The organism is Streptomyces endophytica, from assembly GCF_026153355.1.
GTDB classification, from domain to species: domain Bacteria; phylum Actinomycetota; class Actinomycetes; order Streptomycetales; family Streptomycetaceae; genus Streptomyces; species Streptomyces endophytica.
Genome location: NZ_CP110636.1, coordinates 1 through 17,525 on the forward strand (window position 1 = coordinate 1; position 17,525 = coordinate 17,525).

The window sequence follows — 17,525 nt, forward strand, 5'->3', positions numbered from 1 at the left end:
CCGAAGGCGTGCTTGACGGTGTCCCTGCGGGCCAGGCGGACGGCCGCCAGCACCAGCGAGACGGCCAGCGCGGCGATCGCCGAGACGTGCAGGTCCTTGTTGACCGTGAAGATCGCGACGAAGAGCAGGCCGGGGAGCACCGTCTCCACCAGGCCCCGCACACCGCCGAACGCCTCGAACAGCGCCGCCTCGGTCACCTCCCGGCCGGCTCCGCCCGTCGTCCGGCGGGGCCGGGGCGGTGGGGGCGGGGTCGGCGCCGGGGGTGGCGCCGGCGGCGGCGTGCGGATCGGTGGTCGGTCGGTCGTAAGACGTCACCGGCTACTCCTGTCCGAGCGGTCGGAGTTCGTACTTCGGATTGAAGAGCACCCGGCGTCCGTGACTCAGCGAGATCCGGCCCGAGGCGATGAGCTTACGGCCGGCTCGATCCCGACGATGGAGCGGCGGCCGAGCCACACCACGTCGAGCGCGGCGGAGCCGTCGAACAGCTCCGCCTCCAGCGCGGGCACACCGGCGCGCGGTCGCAGCGTGACATGCCGCAGGGTGCCGGTGACCTTGACTATCTGGCGGTCGTCGCAGTCGCAGATGCGGGTGCACCCCGCGTCCTCGGCGTCCTGCTGCAACTCGGCGGACTGCAGCTCCTCCTCGGAGGAGGACAGCCTGTCGAGCATCCGGCGAAAGCGACCGGCCGGCTTCTCGGGTCGGGTCCCAGCACTCATAACGCCAGCGTACCGGTGCCCGGGTCCGCGGATCACGGCGTCCACAGGGAGATCCCACCGCGGGCGCCCGGCCCCGTCCGCCCCGCCCGGCTCACTGCTCGAAGCGGTACCCCATCCCCGGCTCGGTGATGAAGTGCTTCGGGTGCGAGGGGTCGCTCTCCAGCTTGCGGCGGAGCTGGGCCATGTAGACCCGCAGGTAGTTCGTCTCGGTGCCGTAGGACGGGCCCCAGACCTCCTGGAGCAGCTGCTTCTGGCTGACCAGCCGGCCCGCGTTGCGGACCAGGACCTCCAGGAGGTGCCATTCGGTGGGGGTCAGCCGGATGTCCCGGCCGCCGCGGTTGACCTTCTTCGCGGCGAGGTCGACGGTGAAAGCCCTGGGTCTCCACGACCACGGCGGTGTCGGCCGGCCCGGTCGGCTCGGCCCGGCGCACCGCCGCCCGCAGCCGGGCCAGCAACTCGTCCATACCGAAGGGCTTGGTGACGTAGTCGTCCGCGCCCGCGTCCAGCGCCTCCACCTTCTCGTCGGAGGTCTGCCGGGCGGAGAGCACCAGGATCGGTACCCGGGTCCAGCCCCGCAGCCCCTGATCACTTCGACGCCGTCCATGTCGGGCAGGCCGAGGTCCAGGACGATGACGTCGGGGTGGCGGGCGGCGGCGAGCTTGAGGGCGGTGGCCCCCGTCGGGGGCGGCGTCGACCTCGTACTTGCGCGCCTTCAGGTTGATCACGAGGGCGCGGACGATCTGCGGCTCGTCATCGACCACAAGCACCGGTTCACTGGCGATCTCCTCGTGGTGTGGTGTCGTGTCCCGGCGGGGCGGGGTCGGGGCGTTTCCCCGCGGGGCGGCCCGCGGGACGTGGGGTGGGGAGCAGCGGTGGGGTCCGGCTCATGTCGTGGCCTGGGCCGGGAGGTCGGGCCGGACCGGCGGCCGGCCGCCCGCGGCCCGGAGCGTGAGGACCATCGTCATACCGCCTCCCGGGGTGTCCTCCGCGGCCAGCGTGCCGCCCATCGCCTCCGCGAAGCCCCGGGCCACGGCGAGCCCCAGCCCCACGCCGGCGCCGCGCGGGACGTCGCCGTAGCGCTGGAACGGCTCGAAGATCCGGTCCTTGGCGCTGTCCGGCACGCCCGGACCGCGGTCGGCGATCCGCAGCTCCACCCGGTCGCCGAGCGCGCTGGCCGCGACCAGCACCGCCTCGCCGTCCGGGCTGTACTTCACGGCGTTCTCGACGAGATTGGCGACCGAACGTTCCAGCAGTCCGGGGTCGACCGCGACCATCGGCAGCTCTTCCGGGATGTCCAGGGTGACGCTGCTCTCCGGCACGCCGCCGAGCGCCATCGGCACGACCTCGTCGAGGTCGAGCTCGCGGATCAGCGGGGTGACCGTGCCGGTCTGCAGCCGGGACATGTCCAGGAGGGTTGCCCACCAGGTGGTCCAGCCGGTCCGCGCCCGCCTCGATGCCCGCCAGCAGCTCCGCCTCGTCCTCCGGCGACCAGGCCACGTCGTCCGAGCGCAGGGAGGTGACCGAGGCCTTGATGCTCGCCAGCGGCGTCCGCAGGTCGTGGCTGACCGCGGCCAGCAGCGCCGTCCGGATGCGATTGCCCTCGGCCAGCTCCCGGGCCCGTTCCGCCTCGCCGACCAGCCGCTGCCGGTCGAGGACGACGGCGGCCTGGGCGGCGAAGGCGGCCAGCACCCGGCGGTCCTCGGCGGGCAGCACCCGCCCGGTCAGCGCCAGCGCCATGTGGTCCCCCACCGGCATGTCGACGTCCGCGTCCTCCGGGCGCTGCAGCGGCTCGCCCTTGTCGGAGCCGCCGGCCCGGCCCGCGCAGGTCCACGGGTCGACGTCGCTGCGCCGCTCCAGCAGCGCCACGGTGTCCATGCCGAAGGTCTCCCGGACCCGCTCCAGCAGGGCGTTCAGCGTCGTCCGCCGCGCAGCACGCTGCCGGCGAGGAAGGACAGGATCTCCGACTCGGCACGCAGCCGGGCCGCCTGGTGGGTGCGGCGGGCCGCGAGGTCCACCACCGAGGCGACCGACACCGCGACCGCGAAGAAGATCGCGATGGCGACGATGTTCTGCGGGTCGCTGATGGTGAGGGTGTGGGTCGGGGGCGTGAAGTAGAAGTTCAGCAGCAGCGAGCCGACCGCCGCGGACGCCAGCGCCGGCAGCTGCCCGCCGAGCAGCGCCGCGACGACGGTCAGGAAGAGGAACAGCAGGACGTCGTTGGCCAGCCCGGGGCCGTTGGCGAGGCCGGACAGCAGCAGCGAGAGCAGCGCCGGGCCGACCACGCCGACCAGCCAGCCGGCGATGATCCGGGCCCGCCCCAGCCGCGCACCGCGCGCCACCGGCAGCCCACGGCCCTTGGCGACCTCCTCGTGGGTGACGATGTGCACGTCGAGGTCCGGCCCCGATTCACGGGCGACGGTCGCCCCCACCCCGGGCCCGAAGACGTACTGCCAGGTCTTGCGGCGGCTCGATCCCAGCACGATCTGCGTGGCGTTCACCCCGCGCGCGAACGCAACCCAGCAGCGCACTCGGTATGTCGTCCCCGATGACGTGGTGGAACGTGCCGCCGAGGTCCTCCACCAGGGTCCGCTGGACGGCGAGTTCCTTGGGCGAGGCGGAGGTCAGCCCGTCGCTGCGGGCTATGTAGACGGCGAGCACCTCGCTGCCCGAGCCCTTGGCCGCCATCCGGGCGGCGCGGCGGATGAGCGTACGGCCCTCGGGGCCCCGGTCAGGCCGACCACGATCCGCTCGCGGGCCTGCCAGGTCGACCGGATCGAGTGCTCCGCGCGGTACTCCTGGAGGTACTCGTCGACGCGGTCGGCGACCCAGAGGAGCGCCAGCTCGCGCAGCGCCGTGAGGTTGCCCGGCCGGAAGTAGTTCGACAGGGCGGCGTCCACCTTGTCGGGCTGGTAGATGTTCCCGTGCGCCATCCGGCGCCGGATCGCCTGGGGCGACATGTCGACCAGTTCGATCTGGTCGGCCCGCCGCACCACCTCGTCGGGCACGGTCTCGCGCTGCCGGACGCCCGTTATGGACTCGACGACGTCCCCGAGCGACTCCAGGTGCTGGATGTTCACCGTCGAGATGACATCGATGCCGGCTTCCAGCAGCTCCTCGATGTCCTGCCAGCGCTTGGCGTTGCGCGAACCGGGCACGTTGGTGTGGGCCAACTCGTCGACCACGGCCACGGCGGGCTTGCGTTCCAGCGCCGCGTCCACGTCCATTTCGGTGAAGACCGAGCCGCGGTACGTCAGCTCGCGGCGCTGGATCTGCTCCAGGCCGTGCAGCATGACCTCCGTACGGGGCCGCCCGTGGTGCTCGACGAACGCCACCGCGACGTCCGTGCCCCGCTCCACGCGCCGGTGCGCCTCGGACAGCATCGCGTAGGTCTTGCCGACGCCGGGCGCCGCCCCGAGATAGATCCGTAGCTTGCCGCGTGCCATGGCCCCATTGTCTTACGTGAAGGCCGCCCCCACCGGGCTGGCCTGCTGCGACCCTATCGACCCCACAAGGGAACAAAAGCCGCAGTTGACGACTTCACCCCCGGTCTTGACGCGACTCTGATACGGGCGCCCGTAACCGGTCCAGCAGGGGGCTGGGCACCCGGCCCGGTGCTTCCGGACCGGTGCTTCCGACCGGTGCTTCCGGCGCAGTGCTTCCGGACGGCGAAAACACCTCGCCGGACGTCCCGACCGACTGCGACGATGCCCCTCATGACGGACGCCGCGCCCGCACCCGAGCCCACCACCGGCACCAGCACCGGCCACTCCCCCGCACCGGCAGAAGATCTGACGGCGGGCCGCATGCCCGCGGTGCGGGTCGCACACACGCCGACCTGGACGCCGCCACGCTCAAGGCGGTACGCGCCCTCCTCTACGGCGTCTTCGACGACATGACCGAGGAGGACTGGGACCACGCGCTCGGCGGTCTGCACGCCCTGGCCTACGAGGACGGCGAACTCGTCGGCCACGCCTCCGTCATCCAGCGCCGGCTGCTGCACGGCGGCCGAGCCCTGCGCTGCGGGTACGTCGAGGGGGTCGGCGTACGCGCGGACCGGCGCGGCCGGGGCCACGGGGCGGCCATGATGGCCGCGCTGGAACGAGTCATCCGCGCGGCCTACGACCTCGGCGCGCTCGGCGCCTCCGACGAGGCCGCCGCCTTCTACGCCGCCCGGGCTGGCAGCAGTGGCGCGGCCGCTCCTGGACCCTCACCCCGTCCGGCATCCAGCGCACCGCCGACGAGGACGACTTCCTCTACGTCCTGCCGACCCCCGCCACCGCCTTGGACCTCGGCTCCGACCTCACCTGCGACTGGCGCGACGGCGACGTCTGGTAGCGACAACTTCCGGCAACGGCGTGCGGGGCCGGGCCGACGCACCGCCGTTGCCGGAGGGCAAGGGCGGAGGCCGGCCAGGTTCCGCCGTATCGCGGTATCGCCGTATCGCCGTCACCGCGGGACGAAGCGGTCGACCAGGAGGGTGAGGCGGTCGGGGGCCCGGTCGGCGGGCAGGCGCCCGGCGCGGGTGAGCGTGACCAGTCCGTGCAGCGCGGCCCAGAACGTCGCGACGAACAGCCCGGTTCGTCGGGGTGCGCATGGTGGACGAGCGGATCCACCAGGGCCTGGAACGCCTCACGCAGCGGCGCGGGCGTGGCCTCGTCGGCGAACGGGAGACCGTTGTCGAGGCGGAACATCGCGTCGTACAGGGCGGGATTCTTGCCCCGGAAGTGGCTGTAGAGCACGGGCTGGCTGTACTCGATCTGCTCGGCGAGGCGCCGCGTGGTGACGGCATCCCATTCGTGCGCCTCGGCCAGCTCGCGGGCCGTGGAGACGATCAGCCTGTGGCGGTGGACCCGCTCGCGTTCCTTGCGTTCACGTACCGACATGACGTGATGCTAGCGTCGCTAGACAAAAGAGCAACGACATCTCCAGCATCGAACTCGGAACCTGTGGAGTTCGCGGTGGCGGTCTTCGTCAACCAGATCCTCGACCGGCTCCCGAACGACGGCGGACTCGACGCCCGGAGCGACGGGGCGCGCGTCCTCGGCCGGGTCATGCCGTTCTGGTATATCGGCTCGGTCGTCCTCGGCGCGGCGTGGTCCGCACTGACCTGGGGCGACCGGGGCACCTCACTCATCGCCGTGGGCACGGTGCTGCTCGTACTGAGCGTGGTGATGTCGATCCTGCTGCTCGTCCCGATCAACTCACGCGTCGCGACCTGGTCGAAGGAGGGCGTACCCGCCGACTGGAAGCAGCAGGTGGGCCGTTGGGACCGCTTCCACTACGTCCGCGTAGCCATCATCGTGCTCGCGTTCGTACTGTTCACGGTCGCGCTGATCTGACGCCCCACCAGGCCGTGTACTGCGGACCCCTGAAGCCGCCCGGACCTGCCGCTGTTCACCGTGGCGCCCCGAGCCGTCCGTAGTGGCCGCCCAGCCCGAAGCGACTCGGGAAGGGGCGGCCATGCGCGCGTCGGTCGGGAAGGGGCGGCCATGCGCGCGTCCGGCTGGGTGCGCGGGGGCGGGCCATGACCAGTCCTTCCACTACGCCCTCGCGATCCCGACGAACCGCCTAGCCGCGCCGGCCCGCCTGGCTCGGCTCGCCCTCTCGGCTGGGCGCGCCCTCTTCCGTGATCAGTCCGTCGTTGAGCGTGAGGACGCGGTCGGCCAGGCCCAGGAGGGTGTTGTCGTGGGTGGCGACCAGGGCCGTGACGCCCTCGCTGCGGACGACGGCGCGCAGCAGTTCCATCACCTCCAGGCCGGTTTCCGCGTCGAGTTGGCCGGTGGGCTCGTCGGCTATGAGCAGGGCCGGGCGATTGGCCAGCGCGCGGGCTATCGCGACGCGTTGTTGCTGGCCGCCGGAGAGTTCGCCCGGGCGCTGCCGGGCGTGGTCGGCGAGGCCGACCAGTGACAGCAGCAGCGCGACCCGTTCTTCTCGCTCACGTGCCGGGACCTCGCGGAGCCGCAAGGGCACTCCGACGTTCTCGGCGGCGCTCAGGATCGGTATCAGCCCGAACGACTGGAAGACGAAGCCGATGCGGTCGCGACGCATTTCCAGCAGTCCGGTCTCACCGAGCTCGGCGAGCGGGGTGCCGTCGACGGTGATGCGTCCGGCGTCCGGAGTGTCCAGGCCGCCGATGAGATTGAGGAGCGTCGTCTTGCCGGATCCGGAACGGCCGCGCAGGGCCACCAGTTCGCCGCGCGGGACGCGGCAGGACACCCCGCGGAGCGCGTGCACGGCACCGGCGTCGCTGCCCGCACTGCCGTAACTGCGGTGCAGGTCCTCGACGATGACCATCGACGTGGCGTCACCGCTCGCCTCACCTCCCCCGGGCGCGTGGGATGTGCCCGACGTAGCCGATGTGTCCGCAGCGCCACCCGTGTCCGGTCGCGATGTGCTTCCCCGCTGTGCATGATCCGTTCCCCCAGTCCCCTTGCGGCATCGGTCCGCCGCGCCGGCCGGGCACCCTCGGCGGTGCCTGCCGATGGCGTCAGTATGCGTACCGCGCAGTTCGGCAGGCAACGCCTGTGGATAACTCTCGGACGGGGCCTCGGACGGGACCTCGGGCGGGGCCCCGGACGAGGCCGCAGGCGCCAACGCCCAAACAAATACGGTCAGTTCGGGTTCTCGGCGTGGGTCAAGGTCTCCCAGGCCACGAAGAGGTTGTTGGAGCCTGCCGGGCGCTGCTGTTCGGTGAGCTTCTGCGTGTTCGGCATGGCGTGGTGCAGGCGGTTGTGCAGGGCGTTGTAGCCGACCTCGGTGACGGGCCCCAGGCCACGTTTGACGGTGCCGCCGCACAGCCAGGACGGCGGGGTGGTGCCGAGTTCGTAGGTGGCCTGGAAGCCGAGCGCCTGGCGCAGCCGTTCGGCGACCTCGGGGTAGAGGTCCTGGCCCTGCAAACGGGTGGTCTCGGCGATGTGGGAGATGGCCGACAGGCCGTATCCGGTGTGGGTGAAGTCGCGGCAGGTTTCCTGGGTGAGGCCGTCGACGAAGGTGGACTGGCCCTGCCAGTACTTGATGATCTTGTCGCGGGTGTTCAGGCCGCTGCCCGGTGTGGTCCTGGGCAGCTCGCCGTCGGACCTGAGGTAGATGTACGCGGGCACGCGGGCGCGGAAGGTGGCGAGGGCCTTGTCGTACGAGGTCTTGTCCTCCAGGAAGACGGAGATGCCGACGGCGGCCTCCATCATGCTCAGTTCCCAGTTCCCGTTGCTGTGCGAGCCGTTGATGACCTCGGGGAGGTAGACGGTGCGCAGCATTCCGGCGAAGCGGTCGATGCGGTTCTTGGGCCAGCCGTCGTAGGTGTAACGGATGATCTCGGCGGCGCGCGGCCAGGAGGAGCCCGCCCAGCCGGTCTGTAGTGGGGCGTTGCTGTTGGTGTGCTCCTTGAGGGTGGCGGACCAGGCGTCCATGATCTGGATCGCCTTGTCGGCGTACCTGCCGTCGCGGGTGAGGTACCAGGCCAGCGAGAGGGTGTAGGCGGCGAGGGCGTCCTCTCGTTCGTCGGTGCAGCCGTGGTTGGGCTTGGAGTACGGGCCGCATTCGACGGTGGCGCGGGGCTTGGGGGCGCGGGAGAGCGAGGCGTAGGGGCTCGCCATCATCGCGTCGAAGGCACTCTTCCAGGGCTGAGCGCCGGAGTTGACCTTGCTGCGGACGTAGTCGAGTTGGCGCGTGCCGACGAGGACGCCGGGGTGGGTGAAGGTGGCCGGTGCCGCCGCGGACGGTTTCGGGGCCGCCGGGGCCGCGGTGGACGGGGCGCCCATGAGGAGGCTCACGGTCAGGGCGCCGGCCAGCGCGCCGGCGACGAGGGTGAACGTTCTGCGCATGGGGGGTGGGTGCCTTCCTGCCGAGATGCTCAAGGGGAGGAACGAGGAGCTGTTCTCGTACATGAATGACAGGCGTTGATGTGAACGCGTGTCATGGCTGGGGAAGGTAGAACCAAGCCGATGCCTCGTCAAGGCGTGCGACAGGAAGCCGACGCAGAGGTGCGGCGGGTCCGCCGTGCGTCACAACTGCCCGGCGTGCAGGGCACGTTCAACTACCTGAAAACAGAAAGCGGCCCCCGGGGAGAAGCTCCCCGGAGGCCGCCCGCCATCCGTCGTTCGGCAAGGCCCTCGTTCGGCGCCGCCGTCGTTCCGCTCAGCCCCTGTTCAGCCCTTCTCCCCCTGCCCCCGCGCCAGGTCCCGCAGTGCGACGTTCAATTCCAGTACGTTCACCCGCGGTTCGCCGAGGAAGCCGAGGGTGCGGCCCTCCGTGTGCCGGGTGACGAGCCGGCGCACCGTGGTTGCCGGGAGGTGGTTCTCCTTGGCGACGCGGGCGGCCTGGAGTTGTGCGTACGCCGGGGAGATGTCCGGGTCGAGGCCCGAGCCGGACGAGGTGACCGCGTCCGCGGGGACCTTCGACTCGGGGACGCCGTAGGTCTCGGCGACCCACTTCTTGCGTTCCCGGACCGCCTTGAGCAGGTCGGTGTTGTTGGCGCCCAGGTTGGAGGCGCCGGAGACCTGCAGGTCGTACTGGGTGTTGACGCCGTTGGCCCGGTTGCTGCCGAGTCCCGCGGAGGGACGCGGCTGAAAGAACCGCAGGTCGGGGATCGGGTTGCCCTGTTTGTCGGTGCCCTTGTCGTAGCGCTGGCCGAGGAGCGAGGAGCCGACGGCCTTGCCGTGCGAACGGACCTCTGACCCGTTGGCCTGGTCGGAGAAGGCCGCCTGGGCCACGCCGGTGACCACAAGCGGATAGATGACGCCGCACACCACGGTCAGGACGAGCAGGGCGCGCAGGCCGGCGCCGATCAACCGGGCGGTGTTGCGTACCGAGTTGTTCATGGCGGTTACCACGCTTTCCGCATCAGTGCAGACCGGGGATGAGGGAGATGAGCAGGTCGATGAGTTTGATGCCGAGGAAGGGGGCGATCAGGCCGCCGAGGCCGTAGACGGTCAGGTTGCGGCGGAGCATCCGGTCGGCGCTGACCGGGCGGTACTGCACGCCCTTGAGGGCGAGCGGCACCAGCGCGATGATGATCAGCGCGTTGAAGATGATCGCCGACAGGATGGCGGAGTTGGGGCTGGACAGCCGCATGATGTTGAGGGTGTCCAGGCCCGGGTAGGCCACCGCGAACATCGCCGGGATGATGGCGAAGTACTTGGCGACGTCGTTGGCGATCGAGAAGGTGGTCAGCGCGCCCCGGGTGATCAGGAGCTGTTTGCCGATCTCGACGATCTCGATGAGCTTGGTCGGGTTGGAGTCGAGGTCGACCATGTTGCCGGCCTCCTTGGCGGCCGACGTACCGGTGTTCATCGCCACGCCGACGTCCGCCTGGGCCAGCGCCGGGGCGTCGTTGGTGCCGTCACCGGTCATCGCGACGAGCTTGCCGCCCGCCTGTTCGCGCTTGATGAGCGCCATCTTGTCCTCGGGCGTGGCCTCGGCGAGGAAGTCGTCCACGCCGGCCTCGTCGGCGATGGCCTTGGCCGTCAGCGGGTTGTCGCCCGTGATCATGACAGTCTTGATGCCCATGCGGCGCAGCTCGTCGAACCGCTCCCGCATGCCCTCCTTGACGACGTCCTTGAGGTGGATGACGCCCAGGACGCGCGGCCCGCGCTCGTCCTCCAGGGCCACCAGCAGTGGGGTGCCGCCGGCCTGGGAGATCGCGTCGGTGAGCTGCTGGGCGTCCTCGGCGACCTCGCCGCCGCGCTCCTTGACCCAGGCGAGGACCGAACCGGTCGCGCCCTTGCGGATCTTGCGCCCGTCCACGTCCACCCCGGACATGCGGGTCTGCGCGGTGAAGGCGATCCACTCGGCGCGTTCCAGCTCACCCTGGTGACGTTCGCGCAGCCCGTACTTCTCCTTGGCGAGGACGACGATCGAGCGGCCCTCGGGGGTCTCGTCGGCCAGCGAGGAGAGCTGGGCGGCGTCCGCGACCTCGGCCTCCGTCGTGCCGCGTACGGGCACGAACTCGGCGGCCTGGCGGTTGCCGAGGGTGATGGTGCCGGTCTTGTCGAGCAGCAGCGTCGAGACGTCCCCCGCGGCCTCGACGGCCCGTCCGGACATCGCCAGGACGTTGCGCTGCACCAGCCGGTCCATGCCCGCGATGCCGATCGCGGACAGCAGGGCGCCGATGGTCGTCGGGATCAGGCAGACCAGCAGCGCGAGCAGCACGATCATGGGCTGTTCGGCGCCCGCGTAGATCGCGAACGGCTGGAGGGTGACGACGGCCAGCAGGAAGACGATGGTCAGCGAGGCGAGCAGGATGTTCAGCGCGATCTCGTTGGGGGTCTTCTGCCGTGCGGCGCCCTCGACGAGGTTGATCATCCGGTCGATGAAGGTCTCACCGGGCTTTGTGGTGATCTTGATGACGATGCGGTCGGAGAGCACCTTCGTCCCGCCGGTGACGGCCGACCGGTCACCGCCGGACTCGCGGATGACCGGGGCCGATTCGCCGGTGATGGCGGACTCGTCGACGGACGCGACGCCTTCGACGACATCGCCGTCACCGGGGATGATGTCGCCGGCCTCGCAGACGACGAGGTCGCCGATGCGCAGCTCGGTGCCGGCGACCTGCTCCTCCACGCCGCCGCTCAGCCGACGCGCCACGGTGTCGGTCTTGGCCTTGCGCAGGGTGTCGGCCTGCGCCTTGCCGCGGCCCTCGGCGACCGCCTCGGCCAGATTGGCGAAGATCACGGTCAGCCACAGCCAGACGGCGATCGCCCAGCCGAACCAGTCCCCGGGGGACAGACAGGCGAAGAGCGTGGTGAGGACGGAGCCGACCTCGACCACGAACATCACGGGGGACTTGACCATCACCCGCGGATCGAGCTTGCGCAGCGCGTCCGGCAGGGACTTGACCAGCTGCTTGGGGTCGAAGAGGCCGCCGCCGACGCGGCCGCCGCCGGGCTGGTGCCCGCCGGGGAGGTCCTGGTGCGGGGCGCGGGTCGGGGTGGCTGTCGGGGTGGTGGTCATGGAGCCGGGCTCCTCAGGCTTGGCGGGGGCGGTCATGACAGGCCCTCCGCCAGCGGGCCGAGTGCCAGCGCCGGGAAGTAGGTCAGACCGGTGATGATCAGGATGGTGCCGACGAGCAGCCCGGCGAAGAGCGGCTTCTCGGTGCGCAGGGTCCCGGCGGTCTCCGGGACGGGCTTCTGCTCGGCGAGCGAGCCGGCCAGCGCGAGGACGAACACCATCGGCAGGAAGCGGCCGAGCAGCATGGCCAGCCCGATCGTGGTGTTGTACCAGGGCGTGTTGGCGTTCAGGCCGGCGAAGGCGGAGCCGTTGTTGTTGGCGCCGGAGGTGAAGGCGTACAGGACCTCGGAGAAGCCGTGCGAGCCGGCGCCCAGGGCCTTGGTGTTGAGCATCGAGCCCAGTGCGTCGGGCAGCACCATCGAGGCGGCGGTGAAGCCGAGGACCAGCGTCGGGGTGACGAGGATGTAGCAGGCGGCGAGCTTGATCTCGCGGGTGCCGATCTTCTTGCCGAGGTACTCGGGCGTGCGGCCCACCATCAGGCCGGCGATGAACACCGCGATGACGGCCATGATCAGCATGCCGTAGAGACCGGAGCCGACGCCGCCGGGGGCGATCTCGCCCAGCATCATGCCCAGCAGTTGGAGGCCGCCGCCGAAGGCGGTGAAGGAGGAGTGGAAGGAGTCGACCGCTCCGGTGGAGGTGAGGGTGGTGGCCACCGAGAAGATCGACGAGGCGCCGACGCCGAAGCGGGTCTCCTTGCCCTCCATGGCGGCGCCCGCGGCCTGCAGGGCCGGACCGCCGTGCGCGAACTCGGTCCACATCATCAGGGCGGTGAAGCCGAGCCAGATGACGCCCATCGTGGCGAGGACGGCGTACCCCTGCCACACGTTGCCGACGAGCTTGCCGAAGGTCCGGGTCAGCGCGAACGGGATGACCAGGATCAGGAAGATCTCGAAGAGGTTGGTGAAGGCGTCGGGGTTCTCGAAGGGGTGGGCGGAGTTGGCGTTGAAGTAGCCGCCCCCGTTGGTGCCCAGTTCCTTGATGACCTCCTGGGAGGCGACCGCTCCGCCGTTGGTCTGCTGGTGCCCGCCGCCCAAGAACTGCCCGACCTCGTGGATGCCGGAGAAGTTCTGGATCGCGCCGCAGGCGACCAGGACGACGGCGCCGATGACGGAGATCGGTATGAGGACGCGGACGGTGCCGCGGACCAGGTCGGCCCAGAAGTTTCCGAGTTCGCCGGTGCGGGACCTGGCGAAGCCGCGGACCAGGGCGATCGCGACGGCCATGCCGGTGGCCGCGGACACGAAGTTCTGCACCGCGAGGCCGACGGTCTGCACGACGTGGCCCATGGCCTGCTCGCCGCTGTAGGACTGCCAGTTGGTGTTGGCGACGAACGACGCGGCGGTGTTGAACGCCTGGTCGGGACTGATCGACGCGAACCCGAGGGACAGCGGCAGACCGCCCTGGAGGCGCTGCAGGAGGTAGAGGAAGAGCACCCCCACCGCGGAGAAGGCCAGGACCCCGCGCAGGTAGGCGGGCCAGCGCATCTGGGCGTCCGGGTTGGCACCGATGCAGCGGTAGAGGATCTTCTCGGCGCGGAGGTGCCGCGGGGAGCTGTAGACGGCGGCCATGTGGTCACCGAGGGGGCGGTACGCCAGGGCCAGCGCCGCGACGAGCGCCGTCAGCTGGAGCACGCCGGCGAGGACGGGGCTCATCGAGCCCGTCACGGGGGCAGCGGTGATCACCTCAGAACCTCTCCGGGAAGACGAGGGCGAGGACGAGGTATCCCAGCAGGGCGACGGCGACGATCAGGCCGACAGTGTTCTCGACGGTCACAGCTTCGCCACCCCCTTGGCGACGAGGGCCACCAGCGCGAAGACCGCGAGCGTGACGACGACGAAGGCCACGTCGGCCATCGTGTGCTCCTAGAGGAGAGGGGAGTTCGGACCCCTAGAGCAAACCGCCCGCATGACCGCTCCTGACCGGCGTTGACGCCTCCCTTACGGCCATTAGCGCCCCGTTGACGGATCTCATACGCCGCTCGTCCTGACCTGCACAAACGCGGAGGGCCCGCACCCCCTCCCAGGGGTGCGGGCCCGTATGACCGTCGTGATCCGGCCGGTCCGGGTGCCCTTGCGGGCTCCGTCGGCCGGATCGTGGGTCAGCGGATCTCGGTGATCTCCGGTCCGCGCTCCAGGCGCTCCACGCCGCCGCCGAAGCGGGACTGCTCGACCTGCTCCTGCTGCACGCCGTCCGGCACCATCTGGGCGTCGTCCGGCAGCTTCAGGACGATCGGGTCGCGCGGCGCCATCGGGCCTTCGCCGCGGACGATCACGGTGTCCCGGAAGATGTGCTCCAGCACGCCCGCGGCCTGCGGCTGCACCGCGCCCTGGCCGGAGATCACGCCGCGCAGGAACCACCGCGGGCCGTCCACGCCCACGAACCGCACGACCTGCACGCCGTTCGTGCCGTCCGGCAGCTGGACCGGCACCTGAGCGCGCAGCTCCCAGCCCAGCGGGCCCTCGACCTCGTCGATGACCCCGCCCTGCTGGGTGATGCCGGCCGCGATCTCCTCGCGGACCTCGCCCCAGATGCCCTCGTTGCGGGGAGCGGCGAACGCCTGCAGCTGTACGGCGCTGTCCTGCAGCACCACCGTCGCGGCGACGATCGCGTCACCGGCGACCTCCACCCGCAGCTCCATGCCCTCGACCCCGGGCACGAACAGCCCGCCGAGGTCGACCCGGCCCTCGCCGGGGTTGGTGACCTCGGAGGAGTCCCACGGCCCGTCGGGGCGCGGCGCGGGCGGAAGATTGACCCGGCTCTGCCCCTCGTCGCTCTCCTCCTCGGCCGACGCGCCGGTCACCGTCTCCTCGACGAGTCCCGCTGCCGACTCCTCAGGAGTCTTGTTCTTCTTGCGACGTCCGAACACGTCACTGTCCTTCCCGGTCGGCACCGACCGCTGCGTATTCATTCCCGCCCGTGGAGCCGCCCACCGCCGCATGACCGCCGGTGGAACCGAATCCCCCCTCGGCCCGCGCCGAGCCGGGAAGTTCCGCCACCTCGTGGAAGCGCACCTTCTCGACCTGCTGGACGACAAGTTGGGCGATCCGGTCGAACCTCTCGAACCGCACGGTCTCCCGAGGGTCCAGATTGACCACGATCACCTTGATCTCTCCACGGTACCCGGCATCCACCGTCCCGGGGGCATTCACGAGCGCCAGTCCGCAGCGCGCGGCGAGCCCGGAGCGCGGGTGCACGAACGCCGCGTAGCCGTCGGGCAGCGCGATCGCCACGCCGGTGGGCAGCACCGTGCGCTCCCCCGGCGCCAGCTCGGCCGCCTCGGTGGTCACCAGATCGACGCCGGCGTCGCCCGGATGCCCGTACGCCGGGACGGGCACCTCCGGGTCGAGCCGCCGCAGCAGTACGTCGACGGGGTTGCGTACCTCACTCACGGGTTCACCTCGAAGGCTCGCGCGCGCTTGACCTGGTCCGGGTCGGCCATCGCCGCCTGGATCTCCTCGGTCCTTCCGTTCTCGATGAAGTGGTCGACCTTCACCTCGATGAAGACGGCGTCGGCGCGCACCGCGACCGGGCCGTCCGGGCCGTCTATGCGTCCCACCGCCGTCGAGTAGATCTTCCGCCCGTGCACCGCGGTGACCTGCGCGTCCAGGTGCAGCACCGTGCCGAGCGGCACCGGCCGCACGAAGTCGGTCTCCAGCCGGCCGGTCACCGCGATCACCCGCAGCAGCCAGTTCAGCGAGCCGAGCGTCTCGTCGAGCGCGGTGGCCAGCACCCCGCCGTGGGCCAGGCCCGGGGCGCCCTGGTGGGCCTCCTTGACCGTGAACTCGGCCTGGACGCTCACGCCCTCGCCGGCCCGCGCCTCCAGGTGCAGACCGTGCGGCTGGCCGGTGCCACAGCCGAAGCAACGGTCGTAGTGCGCGCCGAGGAGCTCTCCGGGTGCCGGCGCCTCGGCGTGCCGGACCGGAGCGACGGCGTCCGTCGGTGGCGTCAGCCGGCCCGCCCTGGGTTCGTCAGTTCCACTCACGAGTGCAGACCCTACCCGCGCGGATAAGGGGCCCGCGCCGCCGTGCCAAGCTGGGGCCATGCAGTCGTACGAAGAACGTCTCACCGCGCCCCGCTCCTGGTGGGTGATCGCCGGGCTGATCGGCGTCGCCTGTGCCCTGATGCTGCTCCCGGTGGGAACGCTGCCGATGCTCGGCGGGCTGATCGGCGGGGCGGCGCTGTCCGCCGTGGCGGTGAGCGCGTACGGGTCGGTGCGGATCCGGGTGGTGGGCGGTGCGCTGATCGCCGGTGACGCGAAGATCCCGGCGTCGGCGCTGGGCGAGGCGGTGGCGCTGGACGCGCCGGAGGCGCTGGCCTGGCGGACGCACAAGGCCGATGCGCGGGCGTTCATGCTGCTGCGCAGCTATGTGCCGACCGCGGTGCGGGTGGAGATCACGGACCCGGACGACCCGACGCCGTACGCCTATCTGTCGACGCGGGACCCGGAGCGTCTGGTGGCGGCACTGACGGCCGTACGCACCTGACCGGCGGGCCCGGCTCACCGGGCCGAGGGCTTCCGGTCCCCTTCAGCGGTCCGCCTCAGTCGCCGGGCGGGAGCGGGGCCGGTCCGGGCGGCGGGGACGCCGGGAGGGCGTCGGGCAGCGCGTCCCAGGGCACCTGCCTGGCCCGCAGGTCCTTACGGATTTTTTCCGCAACTTTTCTGGTGTCGCGGCGGTTCATGAACCCGCCGACGGCGGCGCCCACCATGAACGGGGTGAGGCTGGGGAGGTTGCGCAGCGTGCGCTTCATGATCTGCTGGCGCAGCTCGCGCTTCATCTGCCCGCCGAGCGCGGCGTTCAGCGAGGCCGGTCTCGCGATGTCGATGCCCCGCTCCTCCGTCCACGACGTCAGGCAGGCCATCCCGCGCTGGCGGAGGTTCCCGGCCGGCCGCAGGCCGTAGACCTCGTGCAGCTCGGCGATGAGCTTGAGCTCGATCACGGCGACGCCGGTGATCTCGGTGGCCAGCTCGGCCGGCATGGCGGGCGGCACGGGCAGCATGGCTGCCGCGCCCACGCCCGCTCCGACGGTGGCGGTCCCCGCACAGGCGCCCGCGACGAGCTTGTCGGCGAGTTCCTCGGGGGTCAGTCCGGGGAACTGGGCGCGCAGGGTGGCGAGGTCGCGGACCTGGATCCGCGGGGCGAGCTCGATGATCCGGTCGGCGATGGCGGCGATCGTCGCCCGTGCCCGGCCGCGCCATACCGGGGCGGTCGGGTCGGCGGGCACGGGCGCGGTTTCGTCGCGTGATCGTGCGCCGGCCGCCGGACCTTGGCCGCCCTCGGGACGCTTGCGGAACGGGTTCACGCCAGCCACGGCGTAGACCGGCTCAGGCCGCGCAGTCGCGGCAGATCGGGTTGCCGTTCTTGTCCTCCGCGGCGAGCTGGCTGCGGTGGTGCACCAGGAAGCAGCTCATGCAGGTGAACTCGTCCTGCTGCTTGGGCAGCACGCGCACCGCGAGCTCTTCGTTGGACAGGTCGGCGCCGGGGAGCTCCAGGCCCTCGGCCTGCTCGAACTCGTCGACGTCGACGGCCGAGGCGGACTTGTCGTTCCGCCGCGACTTCAGCTCCTCGATGCTGTCCTCGTTGAGGTCGTCATCGGTCTTGCGTGGAGTGTCGTAATCCGTAGCCATTTTCGCTCTCCCCTCTGGGTGTCTGCGGTGTCTCAGCGCTCGTAACGCGTGAGAGGCCGGACTTGTGCCCGACCTGAGGCGGAGATTTTGCCTCACATCAAGGTCTGTTACTCAATCGACACCCAACCGCACCCCTGAAGAGGTGATCGGTTTGGATGGCGATCAGGACCGTACAC

The 17,525-nt window shown here is 71.1% G+C and carries 14 protein-coding genes and 5 pseudogenes; 3 read left to right on the forward strand and 16 right to left on the reverse strand.

Annotated features, from left to right (window positions below):
- The 4 genes and pseudogenes from OJ254_RS00005 to OJ254_RS00020 all read right to left on the reverse strand — a co-directional run.
- The coding region (locus tag OJ254_RS00005) for a DUF3159 domain-containing protein (RefSeq protein WP_265360756.1) at window positions 1-197 on the reverse strand (197 nt) is incomplete at its 3' end.
- A 121-nt stretch (window positions 198-318) separates the two neighbouring features.
- A pseudogene (locus OJ254_RS00010) lies at window positions 319-668 on the reverse strand (OB-fold nucleic acid binding domain-containing protein).
- A gap of 139 nt (window positions 669-807) precedes the next feature.
- Window positions 808-1,483, reverse strand: a pseudogene (locus tag OJ254_RS00015) (response regulator).
- A gap of 117 nt (window positions 1,484-1,600) precedes the next feature.
- Window positions 1,601-4,159: pseudogene (locus tag OJ254_RS00020) on the reverse strand (DUF4118 domain-containing protein).
- A 360-nt stretch (window positions 4,160-4,519) separates the two neighbouring features.
- Here OJ254_RS00020 and OJ254_RS31305 point away from each other — a divergent pair.
- A pseudogene (locus OJ254_RS31305) lies at window positions 4,520-5,051 on the forward strand (GNAT family N-acetyltransferase).
- Between the two features lie 111 nt (window positions 5,052-5,162).
- Here the strand turns inward: OJ254_RS31305 and OJ254_RS00030 are convergent.
- Window positions 5,163-5,599: pseudogene (locus OJ254_RS00030) on the reverse strand (TetR/AcrR family transcriptional regulator).
- 6 nt (window positions 5,600-5,605) lie between these two features.
- Here OJ254_RS00030 and OJ254_RS00035 point away from each other — a divergent pair.
- Window positions 5,606-6,055 (forward strand): DUF1772 domain-containing protein, encoded by a 450-nt coding sequence (locus OJ254_RS00035; RefSeq protein WP_265360758.1) that lies wholly within the window; start codon window positions 5,606-5,608, stop codon window positions 6,053-6,055.
- A 229-nt stretch (window positions 6,056-6,284) separates the two neighbouring features.
- Here the strand turns inward: OJ254_RS00035 and OJ254_RS00040 are convergent, their stop codons facing one another.
- The 9 genes from OJ254_RS00040 to OJ254_RS00080 form a co-directional block, all read right to left on the reverse strand.
- Complete coding sequence (locus OJ254_RS00040; RefSeq protein WP_265360760.1) at window positions 6,285-7,010, reverse strand: ABC transporter ATP-binding protein; 726 nt, start codon at window positions 7,008-7,010, stop codon at window positions 6,285-6,287.
- A 317-nt stretch (window positions 7,011-7,327) separates the two neighbouring features.
- Complete coding sequence (locus tag OJ254_RS00045; RefSeq protein WP_265360761.1) at window positions 7,328-8,536, reverse strand: alginate lyase family protein; 1,209 nt, start codon at window positions 8,534-8,536, stop codon at window positions 7,328-7,330.
- A 324-nt stretch (window positions 8,537-8,860) separates the two neighbouring features.
- Window positions 8,861-9,532 (reverse strand): potassium-transporting ATPase subunit KdpC, encoded by a 672-nt coding sequence (kdpC, locus tag OJ254_RS00050; RefSeq protein ID WP_265360762.1) that lies wholly within the window; start codon window positions 9,530-9,532, stop codon window positions 8,861-8,863.
- A gap of 22 nt (window positions 9,533-9,554) precedes the next feature.
- Window positions 9,555-11,663 carry a potassium-transporting ATPase subunit KdpB gene (gene kdpB, locus OJ254_RS00055; protein ID WP_265360763.1) on the reverse strand — a complete coding sequence of 703 codons (2,109 nt, stop codon included), beginning with the start codon at window positions 11,661-11,663 and terminating at the stop codon, window positions 9,555-9,557.
- Window positions 11,664-11,695: 32 nt separating this feature from the next.
- The gene (gene kdpA / locus OJ254_RS00060; RefSeq protein WP_265364993.1) at window positions 11,696-13,375 is read right to left on the reverse strand and encodes a potassium-transporting ATPase subunit KdpA; all 1,680 of its coding nucleotides are present in this window, start codon (window positions 13,373-13,375) and stop codon (window positions 11,696-11,698) included.
- A gap of 31 nt (window positions 13,376-13,406) precedes the next feature.
- Window positions 13,407-13,496: a K(+)-transporting ATPase subunit F gene (kdpF, locus tag OJ254_RS00065; RefSeq protein WP_096212427.1), complete on the reverse strand. Its 90-nt coding sequence runs from the start codon at window positions 13,494-13,496 to the stop codon at window positions 13,407-13,409.
- A 325-nt stretch (window positions 13,497-13,821) separates the two neighbouring features.
- Entirely contained in the window at window positions 13,822-14,589 is a 768-nt protein-coding gene (locus OJ254_RS00070; protein WP_265360764.1) for a DUF3710 domain-containing protein, read from the reverse strand.
- A gap of 1 nt (window position 14,590) precedes the next feature.
- Window positions 14,591-15,112, reverse strand: coding sequence for a dUTP diphosphatase (gene dut / locus OJ254_RS00075; protein WP_030808268.1), 522 nt, complete (start codon window positions 15,110-15,112; stop codon window positions 14,591-14,593).
- Window positions 15,109-15,705, reverse strand: a complete 597-nt coding sequence (locus OJ254_RS00080; protein ID WP_265360765.1) for a PaaI family thioesterase — start codon at window positions 15,703-15,705, stop codon at window positions 15,109-15,111. The genes dut and OJ254_RS00080 overlap by 4 nt, the downstream gene beginning before the upstream one ends.
- Before the next feature lie 58 nt (window positions 15,706-15,763).
- Between OJ254_RS00080 and OJ254_RS00085 the strand changes: the two genes are divergently transcribed.
- Entirely contained in the window at window positions 15,764-16,207 is a 444-nt protein-coding gene (locus OJ254_RS00085; protein ID WP_265360766.1) for a DUF3093 domain-containing protein, read from the forward strand.
- Window positions 16,208-16,262: 55 nt separating this feature from the next.
- Here OJ254_RS00085 and OJ254_RS00090 read toward each other — a convergent pair whose 3' ends face one another.
- Together OJ254_RS00090 and OJ254_RS00095 are read right to left on the reverse strand one after the other, a co-directional pair.
- Window positions 16,263-17,033, reverse strand: a complete 771-nt coding sequence (locus OJ254_RS00090) for a hypothetical protein (protein ID WP_265360767.1) — start codon at window positions 17,031-17,033, stop codon at window positions 16,263-16,265.
- A 13-nt stretch (window positions 17,034-17,046) separates the two neighbouring features.
- The gene (locus tag OJ254_RS00095; RefSeq protein WP_016575747.1) at window positions 17,047-17,349 is read right to left on the reverse strand and encodes a DUF4193 domain-containing protein; all 303 of its coding nucleotides are present in this window, start codon (window positions 17,347-17,349) and stop codon (window positions 17,047-17,049) included.
- Between the last annotated feature and the right edge of the window lie 176 nt (window positions 17,350-17,525).